This is a genomic window from Brevundimonas sp. ZS04, from assembly GCF_001956865.1.
Classification (GTDB): domain Bacteria; phylum Pseudomonadota; class Alphaproteobacteria; order Caulobacterales; family Caulobacteraceae; genus Brevundimonas; species Brevundimonas diminuta.
In genome coordinates this window covers 387,252-409,413 of the sequence record NZ_MTHE01000001.1, presented here as the reverse complement: position 1 = coordinate 409,413, position 22,162 = coordinate 387,252, and the positions used below count along the sequence as shown (strand labels likewise).

The following is a 22,162-nucleotide window of genomic DNA, read 5'->3' as shown; positions in this document are numbered from 1 at the left end:
CGGCGTTGCGACGCCGCGCAATCGCGATCAGCCCTTGATCAACCCAGACGGCCGATGGCGTAGAAGCGGTCGGCGCGCTGTTTCTTGAGCTGCTCAGCGGACAGGCCGGACATGGCCTTCAGCTCTTCTTCCAGAACCTGGCCGACATTGCGGATCGCTTTTTCACGGTCGGCGTGGGCGCCGCCCAGGGGCTCGGGGATCACGCGATCGACGATCTTCAGCTCAATCAGGTCGGGCGCAGTGATCTTCATGGCGTTGGCCGCGTCCTTGGCCCGCGCGCCGTCGCGCCAAAGGATGCCCGCCGCGCCTTCCGGCGAGATGACCGAATAGATCGAGTGCTCCAGCATCAGCACGCGGCTGGCGGCGGCGATGGCGATGGCGCCGCCCGAGCCGCCTTCGCCCGTCACCGTGGCGATGGAGGGCACGCCTAGGGTCAGGCCGCGCTCGGTCGAGCGGGCGATGGCCTCGGCCTGTCCGCGCTCTTCAGCGCCCAGACCCGGATAGGCGCCGGCGGTGTCGACGAAGGTCAGGACCGGCAGGCCGAACTGCTCGGCCATGTCCATCAGGCGGACGGCCTTGCGATAGCCCTCGGGGCGGGCCATGCCGAAGTTGTGGGTGATGCGGGTCTGGGTGTCGTGACCCTTTTCGTGACCCATGATCACGACCGGCTGGCCGCGGAATCGGGCCAGGCCGCCCAGGATGGCCTGGTCGTCGCCGAACTGACGGTCGCCGTGCAGCTCAACGAAGTCGGTGAACAGGCCGTCGACGTAATCGACGAAGTGCGGACGCTGGGGGTGGCGCGCGACCTGGGTGCGCATCCACGGATCGAGGTTGGCGTAGGCCTTGGTGCGCATGGCGTCGGCCTTCTTGCGCAGGGCGGCGATCTCGGTCTCGAACGACCCGCTGGTCGGCGCCAGAAGCGACAGCTCGGCGATCTTGGCGTCCAGTTCGGCGATCGGCTTTTCGAATTCGAGATAGTGCGTGGCCATAAGGCGTCCGTGAGGAAGAAGCGCGCTTGGCGCTACGGAAGGCGGCGGAACCTAGAGCGCGGAACGCCTCGGAGCAAGCGCGGGTTCAGTCGTCCTTCGCCAAGGGGTGGTTGGCGTGGACCACCTGGGAAAGACGGTCGACAGCGACGTGGGTGTAGATCTGGGTGGTCGAGATGTCGGCATGGCCCAGCAGGGTCTGCACCACGCGCAGGTCGGCGCCGCCTTCCAGCAGGTGGGTGGCGAAGGCGTGGCGCAGGACGTGGGGGCTGACGCGGGCCGGGTCGATACCGGCCGTGATCGCCGCCTGATCCAGAAGCTGGGCGAAGCGGCGCGGCGTCAGATGGCCGCTCTTGCCGTGCGAGGGGAACAGCCAGGCGCTGTCGGGCGTGTTCGGCTTTCGGGCGGCGTCGCGGGCGTTCAGCCAGGCCTTGATCGCCTCGCGTGCGGGCATGTTCAGCGGGGCCAGCCGCTCCTTGCCGCCCTTGCCGCGCACGATCAGATAGGCGGGGTCGCGGCGAACGGCCTCGACCTTGAGCGCCAGCAGCTCGGACACGCGCAGGCCCGAGGCGTAGGCCATCTCGACCAGGACGATCAGGCGCAGACCCGCCGTGCTGTCGGCGCCGCCGGCGGCGGTCAGCAGGGCCTCGATCTCGTCGCGGCTGAGGGTCTTGGGCAGGCTCCGGCCCTGCTTGGGCGCGTCCAGTCGGCGCGAAGGATCGTCGGTTCGCCAGCCCTCGCCCAGGGCGAAGCGATAGAACTGGCGCACGGAGGCGCGACGGCGGGCGGCTGTGGCGGCGGACAGACCGCGTCGCGACAGGTCGGCGAACCAGGCCTCCAGCGTCTCCTGCGGCGCGCCCATCAGACCGCCGACGTCGTTCAGCCATGTCTGCGCATCCGCCAGATCGCGGCCATAGGCGGCGAGAGTGTGGGGCGAGGCGTCGCGCTCCACCGCCATCATCTCCAGAAAGGCTTCGATCTGCGGGGTCATGCGGCGCGTCTGGTCATCGCTTCTGGGTGTGGAGCGGGGCGGCGTCTGGTGTAGAGGGTGTACGGACCATGCCTTCTGACGCCTCGCCTGATTCCTTCCCGCTGTCTTCGGTCCGCACCATAGCCCTGGTGGGGCTGATGGGCGTCGGGAAATCGACCGTGGGGCGGCGCCTGGCGGCGCGGCTGGGCCTGCCGTTCGCCGACGGCGATCATGTGATCGAGGAAGCGGCGGGCATGACCGTCAGCGAGATGTTCGCCACGCGCGGCGAGGTCGAGTTCCGGGCGGGCGAAGCGCGGGTCATGAAGCGCTTGCTGGAAGGGCCGCCGATCGTGCTGGCGACCGGGGGCGGGGCGGTGCTCAACCCCGACACCCGCGCCCTGATGAAGCAGCATGCCGTCAGCGTCTGGATGCGTGCGGACCTGAAGGTCATCGCCGAGCGGGTAGGGCGACGCGACACCCGGCCGCTGTTGCGCAATCGCGATCCTCTGACAGCCCTGAACGATTTGGCCAAGGCGCGCTATCCGATCTACGGCGAGGCCGATCTGACGGTCGATGTGGGCGGCGGATCGCACGCCCAGGCCGTTGAGGCCATCTTGAAACAATTGCGCCGCTTCGGACGGCAGGAGACCCAGTCATGACCACGACGATCCCGGTCGCAGGCGGCGCCTTCGCCCCCTATGAGGTCGTCGTCGGGCGGGGTCTGTTGAAGACGGCGGGAGCCGAGGTCGCCGCGTTGAAGCCCACGCGCGCCTTCATCGTCAGCGACGAGACGGTGGTGGCCATTCACGGCGAGACGGTGCGCTCGTCGCTGGAAGGCGCGGGGCTGGCGACCGGGGTCGTCGCCGTGCCTGCAGGCGAGGCGTCCAAGTCGTTTGAACAGCTTGAGGCGGTGCTGGACCGATTGCTGGCCGAAGGACTGGATCGCAAGAGCCTGGTCGTCGCCCTGGGCGGCGGCGTGGTGGGCGACTTGGCCGGGCTGGCGGCGGCGCTATTCATGCGCGGGATCGACTTCGTACAAATTCCGACCACCCTGCTGGCTCAGGTGGATTCTTCGGTCGGCGGCAAGACAGCCATCGACACCTCGCGCGGCAAGAACCTGATCGGCGCCTTCCATCAGCCGCGTCGGGTGCTGGCGGACATCGAAGCCCTGGCCACCCTGCCGGTGCGCCAGGTGCGCTCGGGCTGGGCCGAGGTGCTGAAGCACGGGCTGATCTGCGACGCGGCCTTCTTTGACTGGCTGGGCGGCGAGGGGGCAGCGGGCGCCAAGGGCGACCCTGACGCGCTGGAGCGGGCGGTGATCCGCTCGGTCGAGATCAAGGCCCAGATCGTCGGCGAGGATGAGAAGGAGGCGGGCCGTCGCGCCCTGCTGAACCTGGGCCACACCTTCGGTCACGCCCTGGAGGCAGAGCTGGCGTTCGACGAGACCCTGACCCACGGCGAGGCGGTGGCGTTGGGCTGCGCCATGGCCTTCCGTTATTCGACGCGGCAGGGGCTTTGCCCAGCGGTCGAGGCCGAGCGGGCCGAGGCGGGCATCCGCGCGGCGGGCCTGCCGACGCGACTTTCGGATGTGGCCCACGCCTTTGCGGCCGACGCCCTGATCGCACGCATGGCGGGGGACAAGAAGGCCGAGGGCGGACGCCTGACCCTGATCCTCGCGCGGGCCGTCGGCGACGCCTTCACCGACAAGGACGTGGACGCCGAGGCGGTGCGCGCCTTCCTGATCGAGGAAGGCGCGGCGTGAAACTGTCGCCCGTCGTCCTTGAAGACGCCTTCGTCCGGCTGGAGCCGTTCACCGAGGCGCTGAAGGATGAGGTTCGGGCGGCGCTGGACTGCGACCCGGACGCCTGGAACGGCATGGTCGCCGCCGCCTATGGCGCGCATTTCGACGGCTGGTGGGATGCGGCGCTGAAGGCGATGGCGGCGGGGCCTCGCATCGCCTATGCCGTGCGGCGTCGCAACGACAACACGGTCGTCGGCACGACCAGCCTCTATGAGATCAAGCCCGAGCATCGGCGCTGCGAGATCGGTTCGACCTTCTATCGACCCGAGGCGCGGGGCGGGCCGATCAACCCGGCGTGCAAGCGTCTGTTGCTGGACTACGCCTTCTCGAACGGGGCGATCCGGGTCGAGATCATCACCGACGCCCTGAACGCCGCCAGCCAGGCGGCCATCCGCAAGCTGGGCGCGACCTTTGAAGGCGTGCTGCGCAAGCACAAGACGACCTGGACCGGCCGGGCGCGGGATACGGCGCAGTTCGCCATTCTGGACGAGGACTGGCCCGACGTGCGGCGACGGCTGGACGAACGGTTGGCGGCCTTCGCCTAGTCGACGGCCCGGCATTCGGTGGGTTCGCGGTCGGCGGCGGTCCATGTCGCCATGACGCCCTTGCCGCGCAGCTCATAGCCCGAGGCGCGATACCAGATGCCGTCGGCGGCGCGTTCCTGAAACAGATCCACCGCCTCGCCGCTGGAGTTGCGCACGGTCGCCATCTGGCGCGGGTTGTCGAAGTCGACCGACAGGCGTTCGGAGTTGTTGCACAGATAGACGGCGTGGATGACGCGGTTCAGGGCGCGGTCCTGAAGCTCGGCTCCGGTGCGGCGGCGCGCGGTCTGGGCTTCGACGGCGCGTTCGCGCACGGCGTCGCCGTCAGTCGGGGCCTCACGCGGCTCCTGACCGCAGGCGGACAACAGCACCAGGACGGAGACGATGGTCGGCCAGAGGATACGGGTCGGCAAGAGGAGCCTCTCAAGGTCAAGCTTGGAAGCTCAACGCCCGGCGTCGCTCGACGTTCCTGATCGTGATTTCCGGCGTGAACGGAAGAAGCTGCGCAGCATTTCAGCGGCCGGATCAGCCATGACGCCGCTCTCGGTTTGGGGCCGCCAGTGACAGGTCGGCTGGTCGAAGAAACGCCCGCCATGCAGCACGGCGCCCCCCTTGGGGTCATCCGCCCCCCAGACCACGCGGCCGATGCGGGCGTGGCTGATGGCGCCCGCGCACATAGCGCACGGCTCGAGCGTGACATAGAGAGTCAGGTCCGTAAGGCGATAATTCTGCAACTTCGCCGCGGCATCGCGCAGGGCGACGATCTCGGCATGGGCGGTCGGATCATGGGCCGTGATGGGCCCGTTTTGCCCGCGCCCAAGCACTTCGCCGGTGTTTTCGTCCACGATCACGGCCCCGACCGGCACCTCGCCGGCTTCAGCCGCCGCTTGCGCCAGATCGAGCGCCATGCTCATGAACCGCTCATCATGGATCGCCATCCCAAAGACAACGACAAGAAGCCCCGCTCCCGTCAAGACGACGGCGCGCGCGGTCCCCGCAATTTCGCCGATAAAGGCCCGCGAAAGCCCTTCGACAAGGACGGAAAGCCGGGCGGCAAGCCTCGCGACCGCGTCGGGGGCAAGCCGGGCGACAAGTCTGCGTCCGAGGCCAAGGGCCCGGAGCGCACCGAACGAATCGCCAAGGCCATGGCCCGCGCGGGCATCGCCTCGCGCCGCGAGGTCGAACGGCTGATCGGACTGGGCAAGGTGGCGGTGAACGGCCGCATCCTGGCCACGCCCGCCGTACTGGTGACGCGCGACGACAAGATCACCGTCGACGGCAAGCCGATCGGCGCGGCCCAGGCGACGCGCGTCTGGCGCTATCACAAGCCTGCGGGCCTGATCACCAGCCACAACGATCCGGCTGGCCGCCCGACCGTGTTCGACGCCCTGCCCAGCGGCCTTCCGCGCGTGATTTCGGTCGGCCGCCTCGATCTGGCGACTGAAGGCCTGCTGCTGCTGACCAACGACGGCGAACTCAGCCGGGCGCTGGAACTGCCGGAAACGGCCCTGGTGCGCCAGTATCGCGCCCGTGCGCGCGGCCGCATCACCCAGGAGCAGTTGGACAAGCTGAAGGACGGCGTGGTCGTCGACGGCGTGCGCTACGGCCCCGTGGAAGCCACCATCGACAAGGCCAAGGAAAAGACTGAGGGTGAAAAGTCGTCGGCCAACCTGTGGCTCAGCGTCTCGATCACCGAGGGCAAGAACCGCGAAGTCCGCAAGGTGCTGGAGAGCATCGGCCTGACGGTCAACCGCCTGATCCGCCTGGCCTATGGTCCGTTCCAACTCGGCACCCTGCCGGTCGGATCGGTCGAGGAAGTCGGCCCGCGCGTGATCCGCGAAATGCTGGCCGAGCATATCCGTCCCGAGAACCTGCCGACCGGCAATACGGTGGCGACGCCGACGCCGATTCCAGGGCGTCGCACCGGCACGCCGATCGTGCGCGGCAAATCCGGCTCGGCCATGTCGGATCCGTCGCGCAAGCCCAGCCGCGTGCGCGCCGCCGAGACGGCGGCTGAAGACGGCGCCGAGTTCGGCAAGCCGGCTCGCAAGGAAGGCTGGGCCAAGGCCAAACCGAAGTTCGAGCACAAGAAGACCTTCAAGCCGCGCGCCCGTCCGGGTGATGACGAAGGGACGGAAGGCGGTGATCGTCCGCGCCGTCCGTTCACGCCGCGCGAACCGCGCGCCGACCAGTTCATCGACGACCGTCGCGGTCCGCCCAAGGGCGGCCGTCCCGGCGGAAAGCCCGGCGGCAAGCCGTTCGGTCGTCCCGGTGGAGCCGGTGGGCGTCTTGATGCGCGTTCGGACTCTCGTTCGGGCGACCGACCAGGCGGTCCTCGCGGCGGCGGCAAGCCGTTCGGAGGCAAACCTTTCGGCGGCAAGCCTTCGGGCGGTGCAGGCGGTCGTGGCGGCCCGCGCGGACGCGGCTGACTATTGAGCAGAGACGCAAGGCATGGCGGACGTAGAAACCCTGTTGAACGGCCGCTGTCTGTGCGGGGCGGTGCGCTTTACCGCTACGCCTAAGGGCGAAATGCACGCCTGCCATTGCGAACGTTGCCGCCGGACCTCGGGCGGGGTGTCGCTCAGCGTCGACTGCGGCGACACCGTTGAAGTCGAGGGACCGCTGGCGACCTATGATTCGTCGGATTGGGCCGAGCGGCAGTTCTGCCCGGCCTGCGGCTCCAACCTGTTCTGGCGGTTGAAGGCGGGCGGCATGGTCATGGTCTCGGTCCAGGCGTTCGACGACCCTTCGGCCTTCGCCTTCGACAGCGAGATCTATATCGACGCCAAGCCCGCCAACTACGCCTTCGCCGGCGACCGCGCCCGTATGACCGGCGCCGAGGTCGAGGCTCTCTACGCCGGGGGCTGAGCCTGGCGGTTGCGGGCTAGGCGTTCTGCGGCCGCAAGGACGACGACGAGGCTGACTAACTCCAGCGCCAAGGCGGACACAGGGATCGCTTCGGCGGACAGCCCGGCGCCCGACAGCGGTTCGCCCAGCAGGGCTATGGCGAGGTTGTTGGCCCAGTGGGCGCCGATGGCGAATTCAATGCCGCCTAGTCTCAGCGCGGCCCAGGTCCAGACCAGGCCCGACAGAGCGCGGGCGATGAACGCCACTGGATCGGGATCCAGGTGGACGACGGAGAAGATCAACGCATTGATCAGGCACAACAGGATCAGGCTGCGGGTGAGCCCTCCAGTGACCCTGAGAAGAACGCCTCGAAAGGCGACTTCTTCAGCCGCGGCCGCGATCAACAGGCCGACGCTCGCCGCAAGGATGTAGGTCAGGCGGCTTTCGATCGAATAGGCGAGATTGAAGATCGGCGGAGGGCCGATCGGATCGATCAGATTGTAGACTAGGACGCTGACGCCGCCGACGACGCTCATGACGGCGAAACCAATTCCCAGTTGTCGCCAGGAGAGACGGCGGCCGGGCCAGAGGAAGGCGGCGACCGGTGCTCGATAAACAATCTTCGCGGCGAGCAGGATGGCTCCGCCCATGAATCCCAGCATCAAGCCTAGCGCTAGAACCGAGACGTTTTCGTCCCACAGACGGCCTGGGCCTTCAGGTGCGACGGCGAAAAGGTCAGTGGGGAGCAGGCCCGCCGACTCAAAAGGAAGAGTCAGCAGGATGGCGGCCACCATGGCCGTGGCCATGAGAAGTGCGGACAGTGCGATGAAGGCGATCAGGCGCTTCCAGGGCGCAGCGGGTCGAACCTCGGCGATCAGGGGACTGTTGCGCGCCTGTTCGACGGCGGCGCGAAATGCAAACTGAATAAAGCCGGGGAATTCAACGCGAGACATGGGCTGAACGTTGCATTGCGCGCGTGGCCGGTCCAGAGGCGGGACCATGAGAATCGTCGCTGGACAATATCGCGGTCGGGCCATCGTCACGCCCGAGGGACAGAACACGCGGCCGACGTCGGATCGAGCGCGTCAGGCGATCTTCAACGTGCTGGAGCATGCGCCGTGGGCTGAAGGTCTGCATGAGGCGCGGGTGATCGACCTCTACGCTGGTTCGGGCGCGCTGGGGTTCGAGGCGTTGTCGCGCGGGGCGGCCTTCTGCCTGTTCGTGGATACGGACGACGGCGCGCGCGGCGCCATCCGCGAGAACATGGACGCCTATGGCCTGTTCGGCCGGTGCCGGGTGCATCGGCGCAGCGCGACCGATCTGGGGCCGCGCCCCGGCTCTGCGGGCGAGGCCTTCACCCTGGCGTTTCTGGATCCGCCCTACGCCAAGGGGCTGGGCGAGCAGACGCTGGCGCGGCTGCTGGAGGGCGGCTGGTTGGCGCCGGGCGCTATCGTGGTCTTCGAGCGCGGCTCGGACGAGCCCGAGATCGACCCCCCCGGCTATGAGCGGTTGGACGCGCGCGACTACGGCGCCGCGCGCGTCCTGTTCCTCAGGGCGTCAGAAGCTTCGGCCTGAGGTCCGGTTGTCGGCCCGGCTGCGCAGGCGGCTGAGGCCGTCGCGGTTGACGACGTAGGGGCCGCCGTTTCGGGACTTGATGACGCCCTTGCGCTTCAGGCTGCGCCATTGATCCAGGTTGCAGCCGTCCAGCACCCAGCCTTCGCGGGTGAAGCAGCGGGCGGCCAGGATACGGCCCTGTTCGTCGCGTTCCAGCAGGATGCGACCGCCCTGGGCGAGGGCGTGGAGCGTGCGTTGCTCCGCACGTGACAGGTTCATGGGATTGAGATTTCCAAGGCATGAGAAGACACGCGCCCGGCGCAACGGGGCGCGGGGCGGGCTCAGGAGGCCTCGGGACGATCAGCGTCCGGGCCTATGCCGTGGCTACAATCTCAAACATGGTTCCGATCCCATTGGGGGAAGGCGCGGCTTATAGCGCGAGGGGCGGTCGGCGGCTAGGCGCTTCAACCTCTGCGGCGCTGAAGCTCGGAGGCCAGGGCGCGGGCGCCGGCCGTGACGTCGGCCCAGGTGACGTCGAAACCGTCGTCTTCGCCGAAATAGGGATCAGCCACGGCCTGACCGGCGCGGCCCTCGACGTGATCCAGCAACAGGGACAGTTCGGCCGTGGCGTCAGGCGGGGCGAGGCGGCGCAGGTTGGCCAGATTGTCGTGATCCATCGCCACCAGATGGGTGAAGCGGCGGAAGTCGGCAGGCTTCACCTGACGGCCGCGCAAGGCCGAGATGTCGACGCCGTTCTTCAGGGCGACCGCCTGGGCGCGCGGGTCAGGCGCGGAGTCTATGTGCCAGCCGCCCGTGCCTGCGGAATCGGCGACCACGTCCAGATTCAGGCGACGCGCTTCTTCGCGAAAGGCCGCTTCGGCCAGCGGCGAGCGACAGATGTTGCCGAGGCAGACGAAGAGGACGGAAGGAGCCATCCCCTCAAGTCGCGAAGCGGTAGGGTGACGAAAAGATCATCGCCGCCCGAACAGCTTTTCCAGGTCGTGCAGCTTCAGCTCCACATAGGTCGGGCGGCCGTGGTTGCACTGGCCGGAGTGGGGCGTGGCCTCCATCTGGCGCAGCAAGGCGTTCATCTCGGGCGCCGAAAGGACGCGGCCCGAACGGACCGAGCCGTGGCAGGCCATGGTGCCGCAGACCTCGGCCATGCGCTCCTTCAGCGACAGAGCGGAGCCGTGTTCGGACAGGTCGTCGACGATGTCGCGGATCAGGCCCTGAACGTCGGTGTCGCCCAGCAGGGCTGGGGTTTCGCGCACCAGCACCGCGCCCGCGCCGAACGCTTCGACGATCAGACCCATCTCGGCCAGTTCCTCGGCCTTGGCGGCGACGCGCTCGGCCTCGGCGGGATCCAGTTCGACGACTTCGGGCGTCAGCAGGGCCTGACGAGTGACGGCGCCGTCGGCCATCTGGGCCTTCATCCGCTCATAGACCAGCCGTTCGTGGGCGGCGTGCTGATCGACGATGACCAGGCCGTCGCGGGTCTGGGCCACGATGTAGTTGGCGTGCAGCTGCGCCCGCGCGGCGCCCAGCGGGTAGTCGATCAGATCGACTGGGGCCGAAGCGCCGGGCGCGATCTGGCCCGCGTGTTCGGCCTGGATCTCGCTCAGGGTGCGGAAGCTTGGGGTGGCCGCTTCACCGCTCCATGTGTGTTCGACGCGGGCGGAGCGTTCGTTGAGGCCCGGCAGGTTCTGGGCGGCGGCGGCCGGTTGCGACCAACCTTGCCAGCCGCTCCAGCCCGGCGCGGCGTTGCTGAGCGTCTGTGGCGCGGCCGGGTTGTAGAGCGCCTCGCCCGTATGCGGCCGGAACCCGGAAAGTGCGTCGGCTGCGACCGTGGTCGAGGCGCGGTGTCCCGCCGCGTGCAGGGCGTGGCGCAGGGCACCGACGATCAGGCCGCGCACCAGCGCCGGATCACGGAAGCGCACCTCCGCCTTGGCCGGGTGGACGTTCACGTCGACATAGAGCGGGTCGATGTCGATGAAGAGGGCCGCCGCCGGGTGCCGGTCGCGCGCCAGGAAGTCGGCGTAGGCCCCGCGTAGGGCGCCCTGCAACAGGCGGTCGCGCACCGGACGGCCGTTGACGAACAGGAACTGGTGCGCTGCATTGCCGCGCGAATAGGTCGGCAGGCCCGCATAGCCGGACAGGCGCACGCCGTCGCGCTCCTGATCGATCAGCAGGGCGTTGGCCTCGAAGTCGCGGCCCAGCAAGGCGCCCAGACGTTTCAGCCGCCCCTCGTCGCCGGGATGTTCGGCGGGCAGGCGCAGCGTCGTCTTGCCGTCCAGGCTGAGGGTGAAGGCCACGGCTTCGTGCGCCATGGCTTGTCGCTTGATCTCCTCGGAGATGGCCATGGCCTCGGCCCGCTCGGACTTCATGAACTTCAGCCGGGCAGGGGTGGCGTAGAAGAGGTCGCGCACCTCGACCCGCGCCCCGTGCGGGCCGGGGAAGGCGGCGGGCGACAGGGGCCGCTGGGCGCCGCCCTCGACGGAGATGGCCCAGGCGTCGTTCTGAGGCTGGCCGGTTTCGGCGCGCGCACGGGTCGTGATGTTCAGGCGAGCGACCGAGCCGATGGAAGGCAGGGCCTCGCCTCGGAAGCCCAGGGTGAAGATGCGCAGCAGGTCCACGTCGCCCGCATCGTCCGGCTCCAGCTTCGACGTGGCGTGGCGCTCGATGGCGACGGGCAATTCGTCGCGCGGGATGCCCTTGCCGTCGTCGGCGATCAGGATGCGGGTCAGACCGCCGCCGTCCGCCTGAATCTCGATGCTGCGGGCGTCGGCGTCGATGGCGTTCTCAACCAGTTCCTTGATGGCGCTGGCCGGGCGTTCGACCACTTCGCCGGCGGCGATGCGGTTGACGGTTTCGGGGGGGAGGCGACGGATGGTCATGTGAGTCGCGAGGATAGGCGCCGTCGCCCGCAGACGCACCTCAATCCTTTTTTCGTGAGGTCGAAGGCGGTTTTCGTGATCGGGGGGCTTGAAGCATGTGAATGGCAACTTATACTGTTGCAGTCCGACGGCGAGGCCGGACGGACACTCGACCTGTTTCCGGACTGTCTGTCCAGTTTTCGTTTCAACCGCCTGATTGAGGTTTCCTCTCCCATGAAGATCAAAGCCGCCCTGATCGCCGTTTCGGCCGCCGCCCTGCTGGCCGCCTGCAGCCAGCCCGCTGACACCGCCGGCGCCCCGACGACCGACGCCGCCTCGACCGCTCCGGTCGCGCTGAAGGCCACCTCGGGCGTCTATGTGATGGACCCGACCCACGCCTCGCTGCAGTGGTCGCTGCCGCACAACTCGATCTCGAACTACACGGCGCGCTTCAACAAGTTCGACGCCAAGATCACGCTGGACACCGCCAACCTGGCCAACAGCACGGTCGAGGCGACCATCGACCCGGCTTCGGTCGACGCCAACTATCAGGGCGACTACGTCGGCACCCACGCCGCCACCGGCTTCAAGAGCTGGAGCGAGGACATCGCCAAGAACAAGAACTTCCTGAACGCGACCGCCTTCCCGCAGATCACCTTCAAGTCGACCAAGGTCGAGCTGACCGGCACGCGCACGGCCAAGGTGACGGGCGATCTGACCTTCCTGGGCGTGACCAAGCCGGTGACCCTGGACGCCACCTTCAACGGCGACCTGGAGAAGCACCCGTTCGTGCCGGCGCCGGCCATCGGCTTCTCGGCTGAGGGCAGGTTCAAGCGCACCGACTTCGGCATGGCGCTGGGCCCGGTCGGGGATGAAGTGACGATCCGCTTCGACGCCGAGTTCATCAAAGAAGTCGCCCCGGCGGCTCCCGCCGTCTGATAGGCTGCGACACGACGAAGGGGCGGGGCCGTTCGGTCCCGCCCTCTTCATATTCAGACTGACGCGAGAGCTCTCATGACCCGCCGCCGCCCCAGCCGCTACAGCGCCGTCGCCATCGCCCTGCACTGGCTGATCGCCATCGCCATTCTGTCGATGATCCCGATGGGCTGGTGGATGAGCGACGCCATTGTCGAGCCGGACAGCCAGGCGCTGGCCTATCGCGTCTTCCAGCTTCACAAGTCGATCGGCTTCCTGATCCTGGCGCTGACGGCGCTGCGGATCGTGTGGCGGCTGACGCACCCGGTTCCGGCTCTGCCCGGCGCCATGAAGGGGTGGGAGCAGTTCGCCGCGCGGGCGACGCACGCCGCCTTCTACGCCCTGATGCTGGCCCTGCCGCTGACAGGGTGGGCCTATGTCTCGACCGGATGGGCCGTGGTCACGGACACGCCGCTGGCCGTGGCGACCAGCTGGTTCGGCCTGTTCACCATTCCGCATCTGCCCTTCATCGAACACGCTTCCGAAGCCGTTCGCCGCACGACGGCGTGGATGGCCATGGGCGCGCACAGCAAGCTGGCCTGGGGCGTGATCGTCCTGGTCGTCCTGCACGTCGCCGCGGCGCTGAAACACCAGTTCCTGGATCGCGACGGCGTGCTGTCGCACATGATCCCGGTCCTGCCGCACGGCGATGACGCCCATGGCGTCGCGCCCGAGCCGACGCCGGCCGTGCGCTGGGCCGAGCGGCTGGCGGGCGTGGCCTTCGTGGTCGTGATCGGCGCCGCCTTCGGCCTGGCGGCCAGGCCTGCGCCCAAGACGGAAGGGCAGGCGGTCGCCTCGGCGCCCGCCGCCGCGCCTGCGGGTGACGCCGCTGTGACGCCGGGCGCGGCCGCCGCCTGGACCGTGGACAAGGCCGCCTCTACCATCCAGTTCACCGGAACCCACACCGGCAAGGCCTTCACCGGCCGGTTCGAGCAGTGGGACGCGCAAGTCTGGTTCGATCCGGCCGATCTGGCGGGCTCGAAAGCCGTGGTGACGGTCCAGACCGGCACGGCCAAGACCGGCGACGCCACCCAGGAAGGCAGCCTGCCGGGCGCCGAATGGTTCGACACGGCGACCTATCCGACCGCCCGCTTCGAGGCGACGGCGTTCAAGGCGCTGGGCGGGAACCGCTATGAGGCGACGGGAACCCTGCGGATCAAGGCGACGACGGTCCCGGTCGTCCTGCCCTTCACCTTCGACGAGGCGAGCGGCACGGCCACGGTCGCAGGCAAGCTGGAGCTGGACCGCACGGCCCTGAACATGGGCATGATGTCCGACGCGGGCGGTGACTGGGTGTCCAAGGCCATCGGCGTCGAGATCAAGGTCAAGGCGGCGCGTCAGGGTTAAGAAATCGGGCGCGGGGTTTGCCCGACTCCGCGCGGGGCGCTACAGCCTTCGGCTCTCCCTTCCTTGAGCGCCGAAAGAGCGACGCCATGCACGATATCCGAGCCATTCGCGACAATCCCGAAGCCTTCGTCGCAGGCTGGTCGTCGCGCGGCGTGGATGACGCCGCCGATGTGGTCGCGCGCATTCTGGCGCTGGATGTCGACCTGCGCGCTGCCCAGACGCGCGGTCAGGACGCCCTGGCCAAGCGCAACGCCGCCTCCAAGGCTATCGGCGCCGCCATGGGCAAGAAGGACATGGCCGAGGCCGACCGCCTGAAGGCCGAGGTCGAGGCCCTCAAGGGCGAAATCGCCGATGCGGGCGACGCCGAGACCGCTAAAGGCGCCGAACTGCGCGACCTGCTGGCCGGATTGAAGAACCTAGCCGCTGCCAATGTGCCGGACGGCGAGGACGAAAACGACAACGTCGAAGTCGTGAAGTGGGGCGTGCCGCGCACGACGGGGCCGGCCAAGGGCCACGCCGATCTGGGCGAGGCGCTGGGCCTGCTGGACTTCGAGGCTGCCGCCAAGATGTCCGGTTCGCGCTTCGCCGTGCTGAAGGGCCATCTGGCGCGTCTGGAACGCGCCATCGGTCAGTTCATGCTGGACCTGCAGACGGACAAGCACGGGTATCAGGAAGTCGCGCCGCCCTACATGGTCAAGGACGACGCCATGTTCGGCACCGGCCAGTTGCCGAAGTTTGAGGAAGACCTATTCCGCGCGGGCGAGCATCTGCTCATCCCCACCGCCGAAGTCTCCCTGACCAACCTCGTGCGCGAGCAGATCCTGTCCGAGGACGAGGTGGCGGAGCCCATGCGCTTGACCGCCCTGACGCCCTGTTTCCGAGCCGAGGCTGGTTCGGCGGGGCGCGATACGCGCGGCCTGATCCGCCAGCATCAGTTCTCCAAGGTCGAGATGGTCTCCATCTGCCGTCCCGAGGATTCCGAGGCCGAGCATGAACGCATGACCGGCTGCGCCGAGGCGGTGCTTCAGGCGCTGGAGCTGCCCTATCGCAAGGTGCTGCTGTGCAAGGGCGACATGGGCTTCTCGGCGCAGAAGACCTATGACCTCGAGGTCTGGCTGCCGTCGCAGAACACCTATCGCGAGATCAGCTCCTGCTCGAACTGCGGCGACTTCCAGGCCCGGCGCATGGACGCCCGGTTCAAGCGCGCGGGCGAGAAGAAGACCGAGTTCCTGCACACTCTGAACGGTTCGGGTCTGGCGGTCGGCCGCACCCTGGTCGCGGTGATGGAAAACTATCAGCAGGAGGACGGGACCATCGCGGTTCCGGCCGCCCTGCAGCCCTATATGGGCGGACTCAAGACTGTAGGCGTGGCGTCCAACTGATGCGTATCCTTCTGACCAACGACGACGGCATCGAGGCCGAGGGCCTGGCCTGCCTGGAAAAGATCGCCCGCGCCCTGTCGGACGACGTCTGGGTCGTCGCGCCTCAGACCGAGCAGTCGGCCAAGGGGCGGGGCATCACCCTGACCGAGCCGCTGCGCGTCAATCCGCTGGGCGACAAGCGGTTCGCCGTGACCGGCACGCCGACGGACTGCGTCATCCTGGCCGTCAACGACATCATGCCCGAGAAGCCTGATCTGGTGCTGTCGGGCGTCAATCGCGGCCACAACGTGGGCGAGGATGTCAGCTATTCCGGCACGGTGGCGGGCGCTCTTCAGGGCATGGCCTTCGGCATCCGCTCCATCGCCCTGTCGCAGTCGTTGGAGCGTTTCCACGACGAGGCGATCGCCCACTGGGAAACGGCCGAAGCCTTCGGTCCCGGCATCGTCGCCCGCTTGCTGGAGCAGAAATGGGGGGAGGGCGTGGTCATGAACGTCAACTTCCCGCGCCTGCCGCCGGAACTGGTCAAGACGGTCGAGGTCACGCGCCAGGGCTTCCGCGACATCGGCGAGATGCACGCCATCCGCCGCACGGACCTGCGCGGCCGCGACTACTACTGGATGGCCTTCCGCGGCGCGCCGCAGGAGCACGCTGACGGCACCGACCTGCGCGCGATGGACGAGGGGCGCATCTCGGTCACGCCGCTGCACATCGACCTGACGCACATGCAGTCGGTCAACGATCTGAAGAAGGTGCTGGGCGGCGCCCCGCCCAAGGGGCCGCAGGAAAAATGAGTCTCAAGGACGACCGCGCGGGCCGATTGATCCTGTCGCTGCGGCGTCAGGGGGTGACGGACGCGCGGGTTCTGAAGGCGATGGAGTCCATCGACCGCGCCGTCTTCGTCCATGAGAAATTCCTCGATCAGGCGTGGGAGGATCAGGCCCTGCCGATCGACTGCGCCCAGACGATCAGCCAGCCCTTCATCGTCGGCCTGATGACCCAGGCGCTGGACGTCCAGCCGCGCCATCGCGTGCTCGAGATCGGCACCGGCAGCGGCTATCAGTGCGCGGTTCTTAGCCGCATGGCGCGCTTCGTCTATTCGGTCGAGCGTTACAAGAGTCTCTTAAATGAGGCTGAGAACCGATTGAAAATCCTTGGGATCGATAATGTCTTCACTCGCCACGGCGACGGCGGACAGGGTTGGCCGGAGCAGGCGCCGTTCGACCGGATCATGGTCACGGCGGCCTCGCCGCATGAGCCGACGGAACTGCTGAAGCAACTGAAGCCGGGCGGCGTCCTGGTCGCGCCGGTGGGACGCACCTCGGTGCAGATGCTGAACCGCTACACCGGCCAGCCCGACGGCAGTTTCCAGCGGGAAAGCCTGTGCGAGGTCCGCTTCGTTCCCCTGGTCGAAGGGACGGCGAAAGAAGGGTGAGGGGCGAAATCTCACCGCTCCATTAACCTTTCCGCCCCACTTTCGCGCGGGTTGCCGGGTTGGATTCGGCCACGGGTCGGGGCAAACCGGCTTCTGAATGCTGAACAAGGTTAATACGGAGAGACGCATGAGCGGCTTCACAGGCTGGATCAGGGCGGCGGCGGTCGTCGGCGGGGCGCTGGCGGTGACGGCGTGTTCGACCTATCCGAACGAGCCGCGCTACTCGACCCGGCCGATGGGGGCGGGCGGTTATCCGCAACAGCCGGGGCAACCCCAGGGCCAGCAGCCCGGCGCCTATCCGAACAATCCCTATTACCAAGGGCCGGCGACGCAGCCGCAGCAGCCAGCTCAACCGCCGATCCAGGAAGGACCGCGCGCGCCGGCCGGCAATATCGAAGGCGGCGGCCTGCCCCCTGCGGGCGGTCCTGCCTATCCCTCGACCGGAACGCCGAGCACGGTGACGCCGCCGCCCGCTGCGGGCAATCCGGCGATGCCGGGCGCGACCTATGTGATTCAACCGGGCGACACCATTTCGGGCGTGGGGCGTCGTTTCCGTACGCCGGTGCAGATTTTGATCGACCTGAACGGCCTGGGGCCGCGGGGCGCGATCTCTGCGGGACAACGCATCATTCTGCCGGACAGCGCGGTGGACGCGGGCGCCGATCCTTACGCTACGGGGCCGTCGCCCGTCGGGGTGAGGACGCCGAACAACGGCGTCGCGCCGCCGCCGCCGCCGCCGCCCAGCGGCAATGCGCCCCTGCCGCCGCCGTCGCGCACGCCCGCCGCGCCGCCTGTCGCGGCTGCGCCGTCGCGCCCGCCGTCGACGGCGGTCGGTCAACCGCTGGCCCTGCAATGGCCGGTGCGGGGGGATATTCTGCGCCGTTTCGGCCCGGTGGGCATGGGCGAGCGTAACAACGGCATCAACATCGGCGCTTCGGCAGGAACCGAGGTCAAGGCCTCGGCCGACGGCACGGTGGCCTACGTCGGCGACGATATCGTGGGGCAGGGGCTGACGGTCCTGATCGTCCACCGCGACGGATGGCGTACGGTTTACGGGCATCTGGGCTCGGCCACGGTGCGCGACGGGGCGCAGGTTCGGGCCGGTCAAGCCATCGGCACGGTGGGTCTGACGGCGGGCGATGGCCGTCCCTCGATCCATTATGAAGTGCGTCAGATGCGCGGCGATGATCCGGTCGCTCTGGACCCGCTGACGGTTCTTCCGCGCTGATTGCGTGAAAAGACGTGTCCGGGCGGCGACGCCCGGATGCTCTTGTCATTGCGTCGCGTTGCAAATCGGCCCGGCGCGCCCTAGGTTCCGCGCCTTGTTTTTCGAAGGGCCCCCGATGAAGGCGCGGCCCGCGTCGGGGAGTTTCCAATGACTGCAACCCAAGACGGCGGCCTGATGGCCCTTGTCATCCAGATCGCGCCGATCGTCGCGATCTTCATCCTGTTCTACTTCCTGATGATCCGCCCGCAGCAAAAGCGGATGAAGGCGCATCAGGCCCTGATCGCCGGCGTCAAGCGCGGCGACGAAGTCGTCCTGTCCAACGGCATGGTCGGCAAGGTCACCCGCGTCGAGGACGCCGAGGCCATGGTCGAGATCTCGCAGGGCGTGAACGTCCGCGTGGTCAAGGCGATGATCGCCGAAGTCCGCAACCGCACCGCCATCGCGGCCAACGACAAGGGCTGATAGCCTCGCCTCGGCGCGGCGCGCGCCGGCCCTGAAGAGAACCGAGACATGATTCAGCTTTCACGCTGGAAAATCACCCTGGTCGCGCTGTCGCTCGTCCTCGGGTTGTTCCTGGCCTATCCGAGCGTGCTGTCGCCGGCGCAGCGCGAAGCTCTGCCGAGCTGGCTGCCCAGCAATGGCTTGAACTTGGGCCTGGACCTTCAGGGGGGCTCCTACCTCCTGCTCGAGGTCGATGTGCCCGAGATGCGCACCAAGCGCATCTCCAACCTGATGGAAGACGTTCGGGTTTCCCTGCGGGAAGACCAGGTCAACATCATGGGCATGCAGCGCGAAGCAGGCGGCGTCGTCGTGACCGTCGCCGAGGGCGCGGCCTATGACACGGCCTTCAACACCCTGCGCACCATGGCCCAGCAGGGCGTCGGCCCGACCGGTCAGCCGGACCGCGTGGCGACCAAGCTGGGCGGCGGCCGTATCCGCTACGCCTTCACCGACGCGGCTCTGGCCAGCATGGGCGCGACCGCCGTCGATCAATCGATTGAAGTCGTGCGCCGTCGTCTGGACAGCTCGGGCACCAAGGAAATCGCCATCACCCGCCAGGGTGCGGACCGCATCGTCATCCAGGCGCCGGGCCAGAGCGATCCGGCGGAGCTGGAGCGTCTGGTGGGTCGTACGGCTCAACTGACCTTCCAGATGGTCGACACCTCGCCGACGGGGCTGAACGACGCCCTGGCCGGTCGCGTGCCGCCCGACGCAGAATTGTTGGTCGACGATCTTGGCACTCCCTATCTGGTCAAGCGCCGCATCCTGGTCTCGGGCGAGAACCTGACCCGCGCCGGCGTCGGCGCCGATCAGAACAACCGCCCGGCCATCGACTTCCAGTTCGACAGCCAGGGCTCGCGTCGTTTCGGCGAGGCGACGGCCCAGAACCTCGGCAAGCCCTTCGCCATCATCCTGGACGGCAAGGTCATTTCGGCCCCGACCATCCAGTCGGCCATCACCGGGGGGCGAGGTCAGATCACCGGCAACTTCACCATCGCTTCGGCGTCTGAGCTGGTGAATCTGCTGAACGGCGGCGCCCTTCCGGCGCCGCTGAAGGTCGAGGAACGCCGCGTCGTCACCGCCGAGCTGGGCGCCGACGCCGTGGCTGCGGGCGCCTTGTCGACCGCCCTGGGCTTCGCGGTCATCGTGATCTTCATGATCCTGGCCTACGGCTTCCTGTTCGGCGGCATTTCGGTGATCGGCCTGATCCTGAACGGCATCCTGATCGTCGCGGCCATGTCGCTGACCCAGGCCACGCTGACGCTGCCGGGGATCGCCGGTCTGATCCTGACCTTCGCCGTGGCCGTTGACGCCAACGTGCTGATCTATGAGCGGATGCGCGACGAGGCGCGTCAGGGACGTTCCGTGGTGGCGTCGATGGACGCGGGCTTCAACCGCGCCATGGGCACCATCATCGACGCCAACCTGACCACCCTGGTGGCCGCGTTGATCATGTTCATGTTCGGCGCCGGTCCCGTGCGCGGCTTCGCCTGGACCCTGACCATCGGCGTCTTCACCTCCGTCTTCTCTTCGGTGCTGACGGCCCAAGTCCTGCTCGGCTATTGGCTCAAGATCGCCAAGCCGAAGAAACTGCCGATCGCGGAGTGATGTCGATGAAGGGTTGGCCTCTTATCAAACTGCTGCCGCATAAGACGAACTTCCAGTTCGTCAAATACGCCAAGGGCTTCGCCGTGCTGTCGGCGATCCTGACGGTGGCGGCGATCATCGGCTGTTTCTATCCCGGCCTGAACCTGGGCATCGACTTCCGGGGCGGCGCCTCGATGGAAGTCGCCAAGCCCGCAGGTCAGACGCTGGAGCTGGACAAGTTGCGCGGCGCCGTCAGCGGCCTGGATCTGGGCGATGTCCAGGTGCAGGGCATTGCGCGACGCGACAACAACCTGGACGATGGTTCGACCGCTATCGTCCGCTTCCAGGTGCCCGATAACGAAGACCAGACGGCCGTCGTTCAGAAGGTCGAGGGCGCGATCAGCGCCGCTGTCGGCGACGTGGCCTATTCGGGCGTCAGCGTCGTGGGCTCCAAGGTTTCGGGCGAACTGCTGACCAACGGCGTGATGGCCCTGCTGGTGGCTGTGGTGCTGATGTTCCTCTACATCGCCTTCCGCTTCCCCTGGCAGTTCGGCATCGGCGCCGTGGCGGGGCTGCTGCACGACGTGGCCTTGACCTTCGGCCTGATCGTCGCCTTGCGGATGGAGTTCAGCCTGAACCTGGTCGCGGCCCTGCTGACGGTCATCGGCTATTCGATGAACGACACCGTCGTCGTGTTCGACCGCCTGCGGGAGAACCTGCGCAAGTACAAGGTCATGCCTCTGCGTGAGGTGATCGACCTGTCGATCAACGAGACCCTGTCGCGAACCATCATCACCGGCCTGACGACCGTGATTGTGCTGATTGTCCTGGCCGTCTTCGGCGGAGAGGCCCTGCGCGGCTTCTCGATCACCCTGGCCTTCGGCGTCGTGATCGGCACCTTCTCGTCCATCTATGTGGGCGCGCCGATCATCCTGCTGTGGGGCGTGGATCGCAGCGGGGGCGGCAAGGCCGATACGACTCCGGTCAAGCTGGGCATGGCCAGCCGTCCGTAAGGGCGTCGCCGGAAACTGAACCACGGCCCGTCTTCCGCAAGGGAGGCGGGCCGTGTGCGTTCTGGGGCTTGATGCGGGCGCGTCAATGGTCGAAGGGCCTGTCGCCATGACTGTTGATCTTGATGCTCAGGTTCGCGCCGCCGACTTCGACCGCTGGCTGGCCAGCCGCTTCGTCGCGGATGAACAGGCGCGCGCCGATCTGATCGCCCTCTACGCCTTCGAGGCGGAACTGTTGGCCATTCCGACGCGCGTGACCCAGCCGCTGCTGGCCGAGATGCGCTACGCTTGGTGGGGCGAGCAGATGGAGGGCGTCTTCACCGACACGCCCCGCGTAGGCCATCCGGTGCTGGAGGCCCTGACGGCGGCGGTGACGCGTCATGGCCTGGAGCGGGCGCCGTTCGACGCTCTGATCGAGGCGCATATCGGCCGCGTGCATGGCGAACCACATGATCTAGACGCCTTCTATGTCGGTCCCATGCAGGCAGCGGTGCGTATTCTGGCAGGCGAGGGGCATGAGGCGTCGGCAACTGTCGCCGGACGACTGCGGGGCCTGGCCCAGACCGGACGAACGGATGAGGCCCAAGCCGCGCGTGCTGAGGCCAACCAAATGCTCAGGGCGTTGCCCGCCGCGGCTTTCCCTGCCGTGGCCGCCGCAGCGTTGGTGCGCGCGGATGAACCCGAACCCTTCAAGCGATTGCGCCTGTTCTGGGCCGTCTTGCGCGGGCGTGTCTGACGCATTGCGCTAGATCTCAATATATTAGCTATTGCTAATTTAGATGCATGGCATATATCGGCGCCATGGTTGATCTCGAACGTATGGGACTGGAGCGCTTTCAAGCCAGCGCGGGCGATGCGTCCCGCCTGCTGAAGGCCCTGTCAAACGAACATCGGCTGATGATCCTGTGCCAGATCGGCGAGGGCGAACGCCAGGTGTCCGATCTACAGGTCGGTCTGTCGCAATCGGCTCTGTCGCAGCATCTGGCGCGTCTGCGCGAAGATGGTCTGGTCAGCGCGCGCAAGAGCGGCACCGCCGTCTTCTACCGCATAGCCGATCCCGCCGCCCTGAAGGTGATCGGGGTGTTGGCCGAGATTTTCTGCCCGCCCGAGGCGCGTTGAGCGCCGCC

General features: G+C 67.8%; 25 protein-coding genes. 17 read left to right on the top strand and 8 right to left on the bottom strand.

Features of this window, described 5'->3' with window-relative positions:
• Positions 1 to 38 precede the first annotated feature (38 nt).
• Positions 39 to 989 carry an acetyl-CoA carboxylase carboxyltransferase subunit alpha gene (locus tag BJP32_RS01960; protein ID WP_003165279.1) on the bottom strand — a complete coding sequence of 317 codons (951 nt, stop codon included), beginning with the start codon at positions 987 to 989 and terminating at the stop codon, positions 39 to 41.
• Between the two features lie 85 nt (positions 990 to 1,074).
• The gene (locus tag BJP32_RS01955; RefSeq protein ID WP_076222648.1) at positions 1,075 to 1,977 is read right to left on the bottom strand and encodes a site-specific tyrosine recombinase XerD; all 903 of its coding nucleotides are present in this window, start codon (positions 1,975 to 1,977) and stop codon (positions 1,075 to 1,077) included.
• A 68-nt stretch (positions 1,978 to 2,045) separates the two neighbouring features.
• Here BJP32_RS01955 and BJP32_RS01950 point away from each other — a divergent pair, with 68 nt between their 5' ends.
• From BJP32_RS01950 to BJP32_RS01940, 3 genes are read left to right on the top strand one after another with little or no spacing between them, the layout of a single operon-like run.
• Entirely contained in the window at positions 2,046 to 2,615 is a 570-nt protein-coding gene (locus BJP32_RS01950; RefSeq protein ID WP_076222646.1) for a shikimate kinase, read from the top strand.
• Complete coding sequence (gene aroB, locus BJP32_RS01945) at positions 2,612 to 3,718, top strand: 3-dehydroquinate synthase (protein ID WP_076222645.1); 1,107 nt, start codon at positions 2,612 to 2,614, stop codon at positions 3,716 to 3,718. Before BJP32_RS01950 ends, aroB begins: the two co-directional genes overlap by 4 nt.
• Positions 3,715 to 4,302 (top strand): GNAT family N-acetyltransferase, encoded by a 588-nt coding sequence (locus BJP32_RS01940; RefSeq protein ID WP_076222643.1) that lies wholly within the window; start codon positions 3,715 to 3,717, stop codon positions 4,300 to 4,302. Before aroB ends, BJP32_RS01940 begins: the two co-directional genes overlap by 4 nt.
• Here BJP32_RS01940 and BJP32_RS01935 read toward each other — a convergent pair.
• Positions 4,299 to 4,712, bottom strand: coding sequence for an MliC family protein (locus tag BJP32_RS01935; RefSeq protein WP_076222641.1), 414 nt, complete (start codon positions 4,710 to 4,712; stop codon positions 4,299 to 4,301). The genes BJP32_RS01940 and BJP32_RS01935 overlap by 4 nt on opposite strands.
• A gap of 30 nt (positions 4,713 to 4,742) precedes the next feature.
• A complete protein-coding gene (gene tadA, locus BJP32_RS01930) occupies positions 4,743 to 5,213 on the bottom strand; it encodes a tRNA adenosine(34) deaminase TadA (RefSeq protein WP_076222803.1) in 471 nt (156 codons plus the stop codon).
• 12 nt (positions 5,214 to 5,225) lie between these two features.
• On the opposite strand from tadA, the gene BJP32_RS01925 reads away from it, so the two are divergent.
• Complete coding sequence (locus BJP32_RS01925) at positions 5,226 to 6,728, top strand: pseudouridine synthase (RefSeq protein ID WP_076222639.1); 1,503 nt, start codon at positions 5,226 to 5,228, stop codon at positions 6,726 to 6,728.
• A gap of 22 nt (positions 6,729 to 6,750) precedes the next feature.
• The gene (locus tag BJP32_RS01920) at positions 6,751 to 7,167 is read left to right on the top strand and encodes a GFA family protein (protein ID WP_040345598.1); all 417 of its coding nucleotides are present in this window, start codon (positions 6,751 to 6,753) and stop codon (positions 7,165 to 7,167) included.
• Here the strand turns inward: BJP32_RS01920 and BJP32_RS01915 are convergent.
• Entirely contained in the window at positions 7,152 to 8,147 is a 996-nt protein-coding gene (locus BJP32_RS01915; RefSeq protein WP_158043287.1) for a CPBP family intramembrane glutamic endopeptidase, read from the bottom strand. The two genes, BJP32_RS01920 and BJP32_RS01915, sit on opposite strands and share 16 nt — an antisense overlap.
• Here BJP32_RS01915 and rsmD point away from each other — a divergent pair.
• Positions 8,146 to 8,721 carry a 16S rRNA (guanine(966)-N(2))-methyltransferase RsmD gene (gene rsmD, locus BJP32_RS01910; protein ID WP_076222636.1) on the top strand — a complete coding sequence of 192 codons (576 nt, stop codon included), beginning with the start codon at positions 8,146 to 8,148 and terminating at the stop codon, positions 8,719 to 8,721. The two genes, BJP32_RS01915 and rsmD, sit on opposite strands and share 2 nt — an antisense overlap.
• Here rsmD and BJP32_RS01905 read toward each other — a convergent pair.
• The 3 genes from BJP32_RS01905 to mutL form a co-directional block, all read right to left on the bottom strand.
• Complete coding sequence (locus tag BJP32_RS01905) at positions 8,704 to 8,979, bottom strand: YjhX family toxin (RefSeq protein WP_003165268.1); 276 nt, start codon at positions 8,977 to 8,979, stop codon at positions 8,704 to 8,706. The genes rsmD and BJP32_RS01905 overlap by 18 nt on opposite strands.
• A 185-nt stretch (positions 8,980 to 9,164) precedes the next feature.
• Positions 9,165 to 9,635 (bottom strand): low molecular weight protein-tyrosine-phosphatase, encoded by a 471-nt coding sequence (locus BJP32_RS01900; RefSeq protein ID WP_046654106.1) that lies wholly within the window; start codon positions 9,633 to 9,635, stop codon positions 9,165 to 9,167.
• Positions 9,636 to 9,671: 36 nt separating this feature from the next.
• Positions 9,672 to 11,594, bottom strand: coding sequence for a DNA mismatch repair endonuclease MutL (gene mutL / locus BJP32_RS01895; protein WP_046654105.1), 1,923 nt, complete (start codon positions 11,592 to 11,594; stop codon positions 9,672 to 9,674).
• 213 nt (positions 11,595 to 11,807) lie between these two features.
• Between mutL and BJP32_RS01890 the strand changes: the two genes are divergently transcribed.
• From BJP32_RS01890 to BJP32_RS01840, 11 genes are all read left to right on the top strand, one after another.
• Positions 11,808 to 12,512, top strand: coding sequence for a YceI family protein (locus tag BJP32_RS01890; protein ID WP_046654342.1), 705 nt, complete (start codon positions 11,808 to 11,810; stop codon positions 12,510 to 12,512).
• A gap of 75 nt (positions 12,513 to 12,587) precedes the next feature.
• The gene (locus tag BJP32_RS01885; RefSeq protein ID WP_076222634.1) at positions 12,588 to 13,895 is read left to right on the top strand and encodes a YceI family protein; all 1,308 of its coding nucleotides are present in this window, start codon (positions 12,588 to 12,590) and stop codon (positions 13,893 to 13,895) included.
• 86 nt (positions 13,896 to 13,981) lie between these two features.
• On the top strand, positions 13,982 to 15,277 hold the full coding sequence (gene serS / locus BJP32_RS01880; protein ID WP_076222633.1) for a serine--tRNA ligase: 1,296 nt from the start codon (positions 13,982 to 13,984) through the stop codon (positions 15,275 to 15,277).
• Complete coding sequence (surE, locus tag BJP32_RS01875; protein ID WP_046654098.1) at positions 15,277 to 16,068, top strand: 5'/3'-nucleotidase SurE; 792 nt, start codon at positions 15,277 to 15,279, stop codon at positions 16,066 to 16,068. Before serS ends, surE begins: the two co-directional genes overlap by 1 nt.
• Positions 16,065 to 16,709, top strand: coding sequence for a protein-L-isoaspartate(D-aspartate) O-methyltransferase (locus BJP32_RS01870; RefSeq protein WP_003165261.1), 645 nt, complete (start codon positions 16,065 to 16,067; stop codon positions 16,707 to 16,709). The genes surE and BJP32_RS01870 overlap by 4 nt, the downstream gene beginning before the upstream one ends.
• A 127-nt stretch (positions 16,710 to 16,836) precedes the next feature.
• Complete coding sequence (locus BJP32_RS17795) at positions 16,837 to 17,937, top strand: peptidoglycan DD-metalloendopeptidase family protein (RefSeq protein WP_076222631.1); 1,101 nt, start codon at positions 16,837 to 16,839, stop codon at positions 17,935 to 17,937.
• A gap of 147 nt (positions 17,938 to 18,084) precedes the next feature.
• Positions 18,085 to 18,399: a preprotein translocase subunit YajC gene (yajC, locus tag BJP32_RS01860; RefSeq protein ID WP_003165259.1), complete on the top strand. Its 315-nt coding sequence runs from the start codon at positions 18,085 to 18,087 to the stop codon at positions 18,397 to 18,399.
• 48 nt (positions 18,400 to 18,447) lie between these two features.
• Complete coding sequence (gene secD / locus BJP32_RS01855) at positions 18,448 to 20,046, top strand: protein translocase subunit SecD (protein ID WP_003165258.1); 1,599 nt, start codon at positions 18,448 to 18,450, stop codon at positions 20,044 to 20,046.
• Positions 20,046 to 21,038 (top strand): protein translocase subunit SecF, encoded by a 993-nt coding sequence (gene secF, locus BJP32_RS01850; protein ID WP_003165257.1) that lies wholly within the window; start codon positions 20,046 to 20,048, stop codon positions 21,036 to 21,038. The genes secD and secF overlap by 1 nt, the downstream gene beginning before the upstream one ends.
• 106 nt (positions 21,039 to 21,144) lie before the next feature.
• A complete protein-coding gene (locus BJP32_RS01845) occupies positions 21,145 to 21,771 on the top strand; it encodes a squalene/phytoene synthase family protein (RefSeq protein WP_046654341.1) in 627 nt (208 codons plus the stop codon).
• 65 nt (positions 21,772 to 21,836) lie between these two features.
• On the top strand, positions 21,837 to 22,154 hold the full coding sequence (locus BJP32_RS01840; RefSeq protein ID WP_046654339.1) for a helix-turn-helix transcriptional regulator: 318 nt from the start codon (positions 21,837 to 21,839) through the stop codon (positions 22,152 to 22,154).
• Positions 22,155 to 22,162: the final 8 nt, after the last annotated feature.

Coding starts and splice junctions, on each gene's coding strand:
- tadA (WP_076222803.1), bottom strand. CDS start 5,213: ATGAGCATGGCGCTCGATCTGGCGCAAGCGGCGGCTGAAGCCGGCGAG.
- BJP32_RS01960 (WP_003165279.1), bottom strand. CDS start 989: ATGGCCACGCACTATCTCGAATTCGAAAAGCCGATCGCCGAACTGGAC.
- mutL (WP_046654105.1), bottom strand. CDS start 11,594: ATGACCATCCGTCGCCTCCCCCCCGAAACCGTCAACCGCATCGCCGCC.
- rsmD (WP_076222636.1), top strand. CDS start 8,146: ATGAGAATCGTCGCTGGACAATATCGCGGTCGGGCCATCGTCACGCCC.
- BJP32_RS01840 (WP_046654339.1), top strand. CDS start 21,837: ATGGTTGATCTCGAACGTATGGGACTGGAGCGCTTTCAAGCCAGCGCG.
- BJP32_RS01845 (WP_046654341.1), top strand. CDS start 21,145: ATGACTGTTGATCTTGATGCTCAGGTTCGCGCCGCCGACTTCGACCGC.
- BJP32_RS01950 (WP_076222646.1), top strand. CDS start 2,046: ATGCCTTCTGACGCCTCGCCTGATTCCTTCCCGCTGTCTTCGGTCCGC.
- secF (WP_003165257.1), top strand. CDS start 20,046: ATGTCGATGAAGGGTTGGCCTCTTATCAAACTGCTGCCGCATAAGACG.
- BJP32_RS01925 (WP_076222639.1), top strand. CDS start 5,226: ATGGATCGCCATCCCAAAGACAACGACAAGAAGCCCCGCTCCCGTCAA.
- BJP32_RS01890 (WP_046654342.1), top strand. CDS start 11,808: ATGAAGATCAAAGCCGCCCTGATCGCCGTTTCGGCCGCCGCCCTGCTG.
- BJP32_RS01870 (WP_003165261.1), top strand. CDS start 16,065: ATGAGTCTCAAGGACGACCGCGCGGGCCGATTGATCCTGTCGCTGCGG.
- surE (WP_046654098.1), top strand. CDS start 15,277: ATGCGTATCCTTCTGACCAACGACGACGGCATCGAGGCCGAGGGCCTG.
- BJP32_RS01905 (WP_003165268.1), bottom strand. CDS start 8,979: ATGAACCTGTCACGTGCGGAGCAACGCACGCTCCACGCCCTCGCCCAG.
- BJP32_RS01915 (WP_158043287.1), bottom strand. CDS start 8,147: ATGGTCCCGCCTCTGGACCGGCCACGCGCGCAATGCAACGTTCAGCCC.
- serS (WP_076222633.1), top strand. CDS start 13,982: ATGCACGATATCCGAGCCATTCGCGACAATCCCGAAGCCTTCGTCGCA.
- secD (WP_003165258.1), top strand. CDS start 18,448: ATGATTCAGCTTTCACGCTGGAAAATCACCCTGGTCGCGCTGTCGCTC.
- BJP32_RS01900 (WP_046654106.1), bottom strand. CDS start 9,635: ATGGCTCCTTCCGTCCTCTTCGTCTGCCTCGGCAACATCTGTCGCTCG.
- aroB (WP_076222645.1), top strand. CDS start 2,612: ATGACCACGACGATCCCGGTCGCAGGCGGCGCCTTCGCCCCCTATGAG.
- yajC (WP_003165259.1), top strand. CDS start 18,085: ATGACTGCAACCCAAGACGGCGGCCTGATGGCCCTTGTCATCCAGATC.
- BJP32_RS01885 (WP_076222634.1), top strand. CDS start 12,588: ATGACCCGCCGCCGCCCCAGCCGCTACAGCGCCGTCGCCATCGCCCTG.
- BJP32_RS01955 (WP_076222648.1), bottom strand. CDS start 1,977: ATGACCCCGCAGATCGAAGCCTTTCTGGAGATGATGGCGGTGGAGCGC.
- BJP32_RS17795 (WP_076222631.1), top strand. CDS start 16,837: ATGAGCGGCTTCACAGGCTGGATCAGGGCGGCGGCGGTCGTCGGCGGG.
- BJP32_RS01920 (WP_040345598.1), top strand. CDS start 6,751: ATGGCGGACGTAGAAACCCTGTTGAACGGCCGCTGTCTGTGCGGGGCG.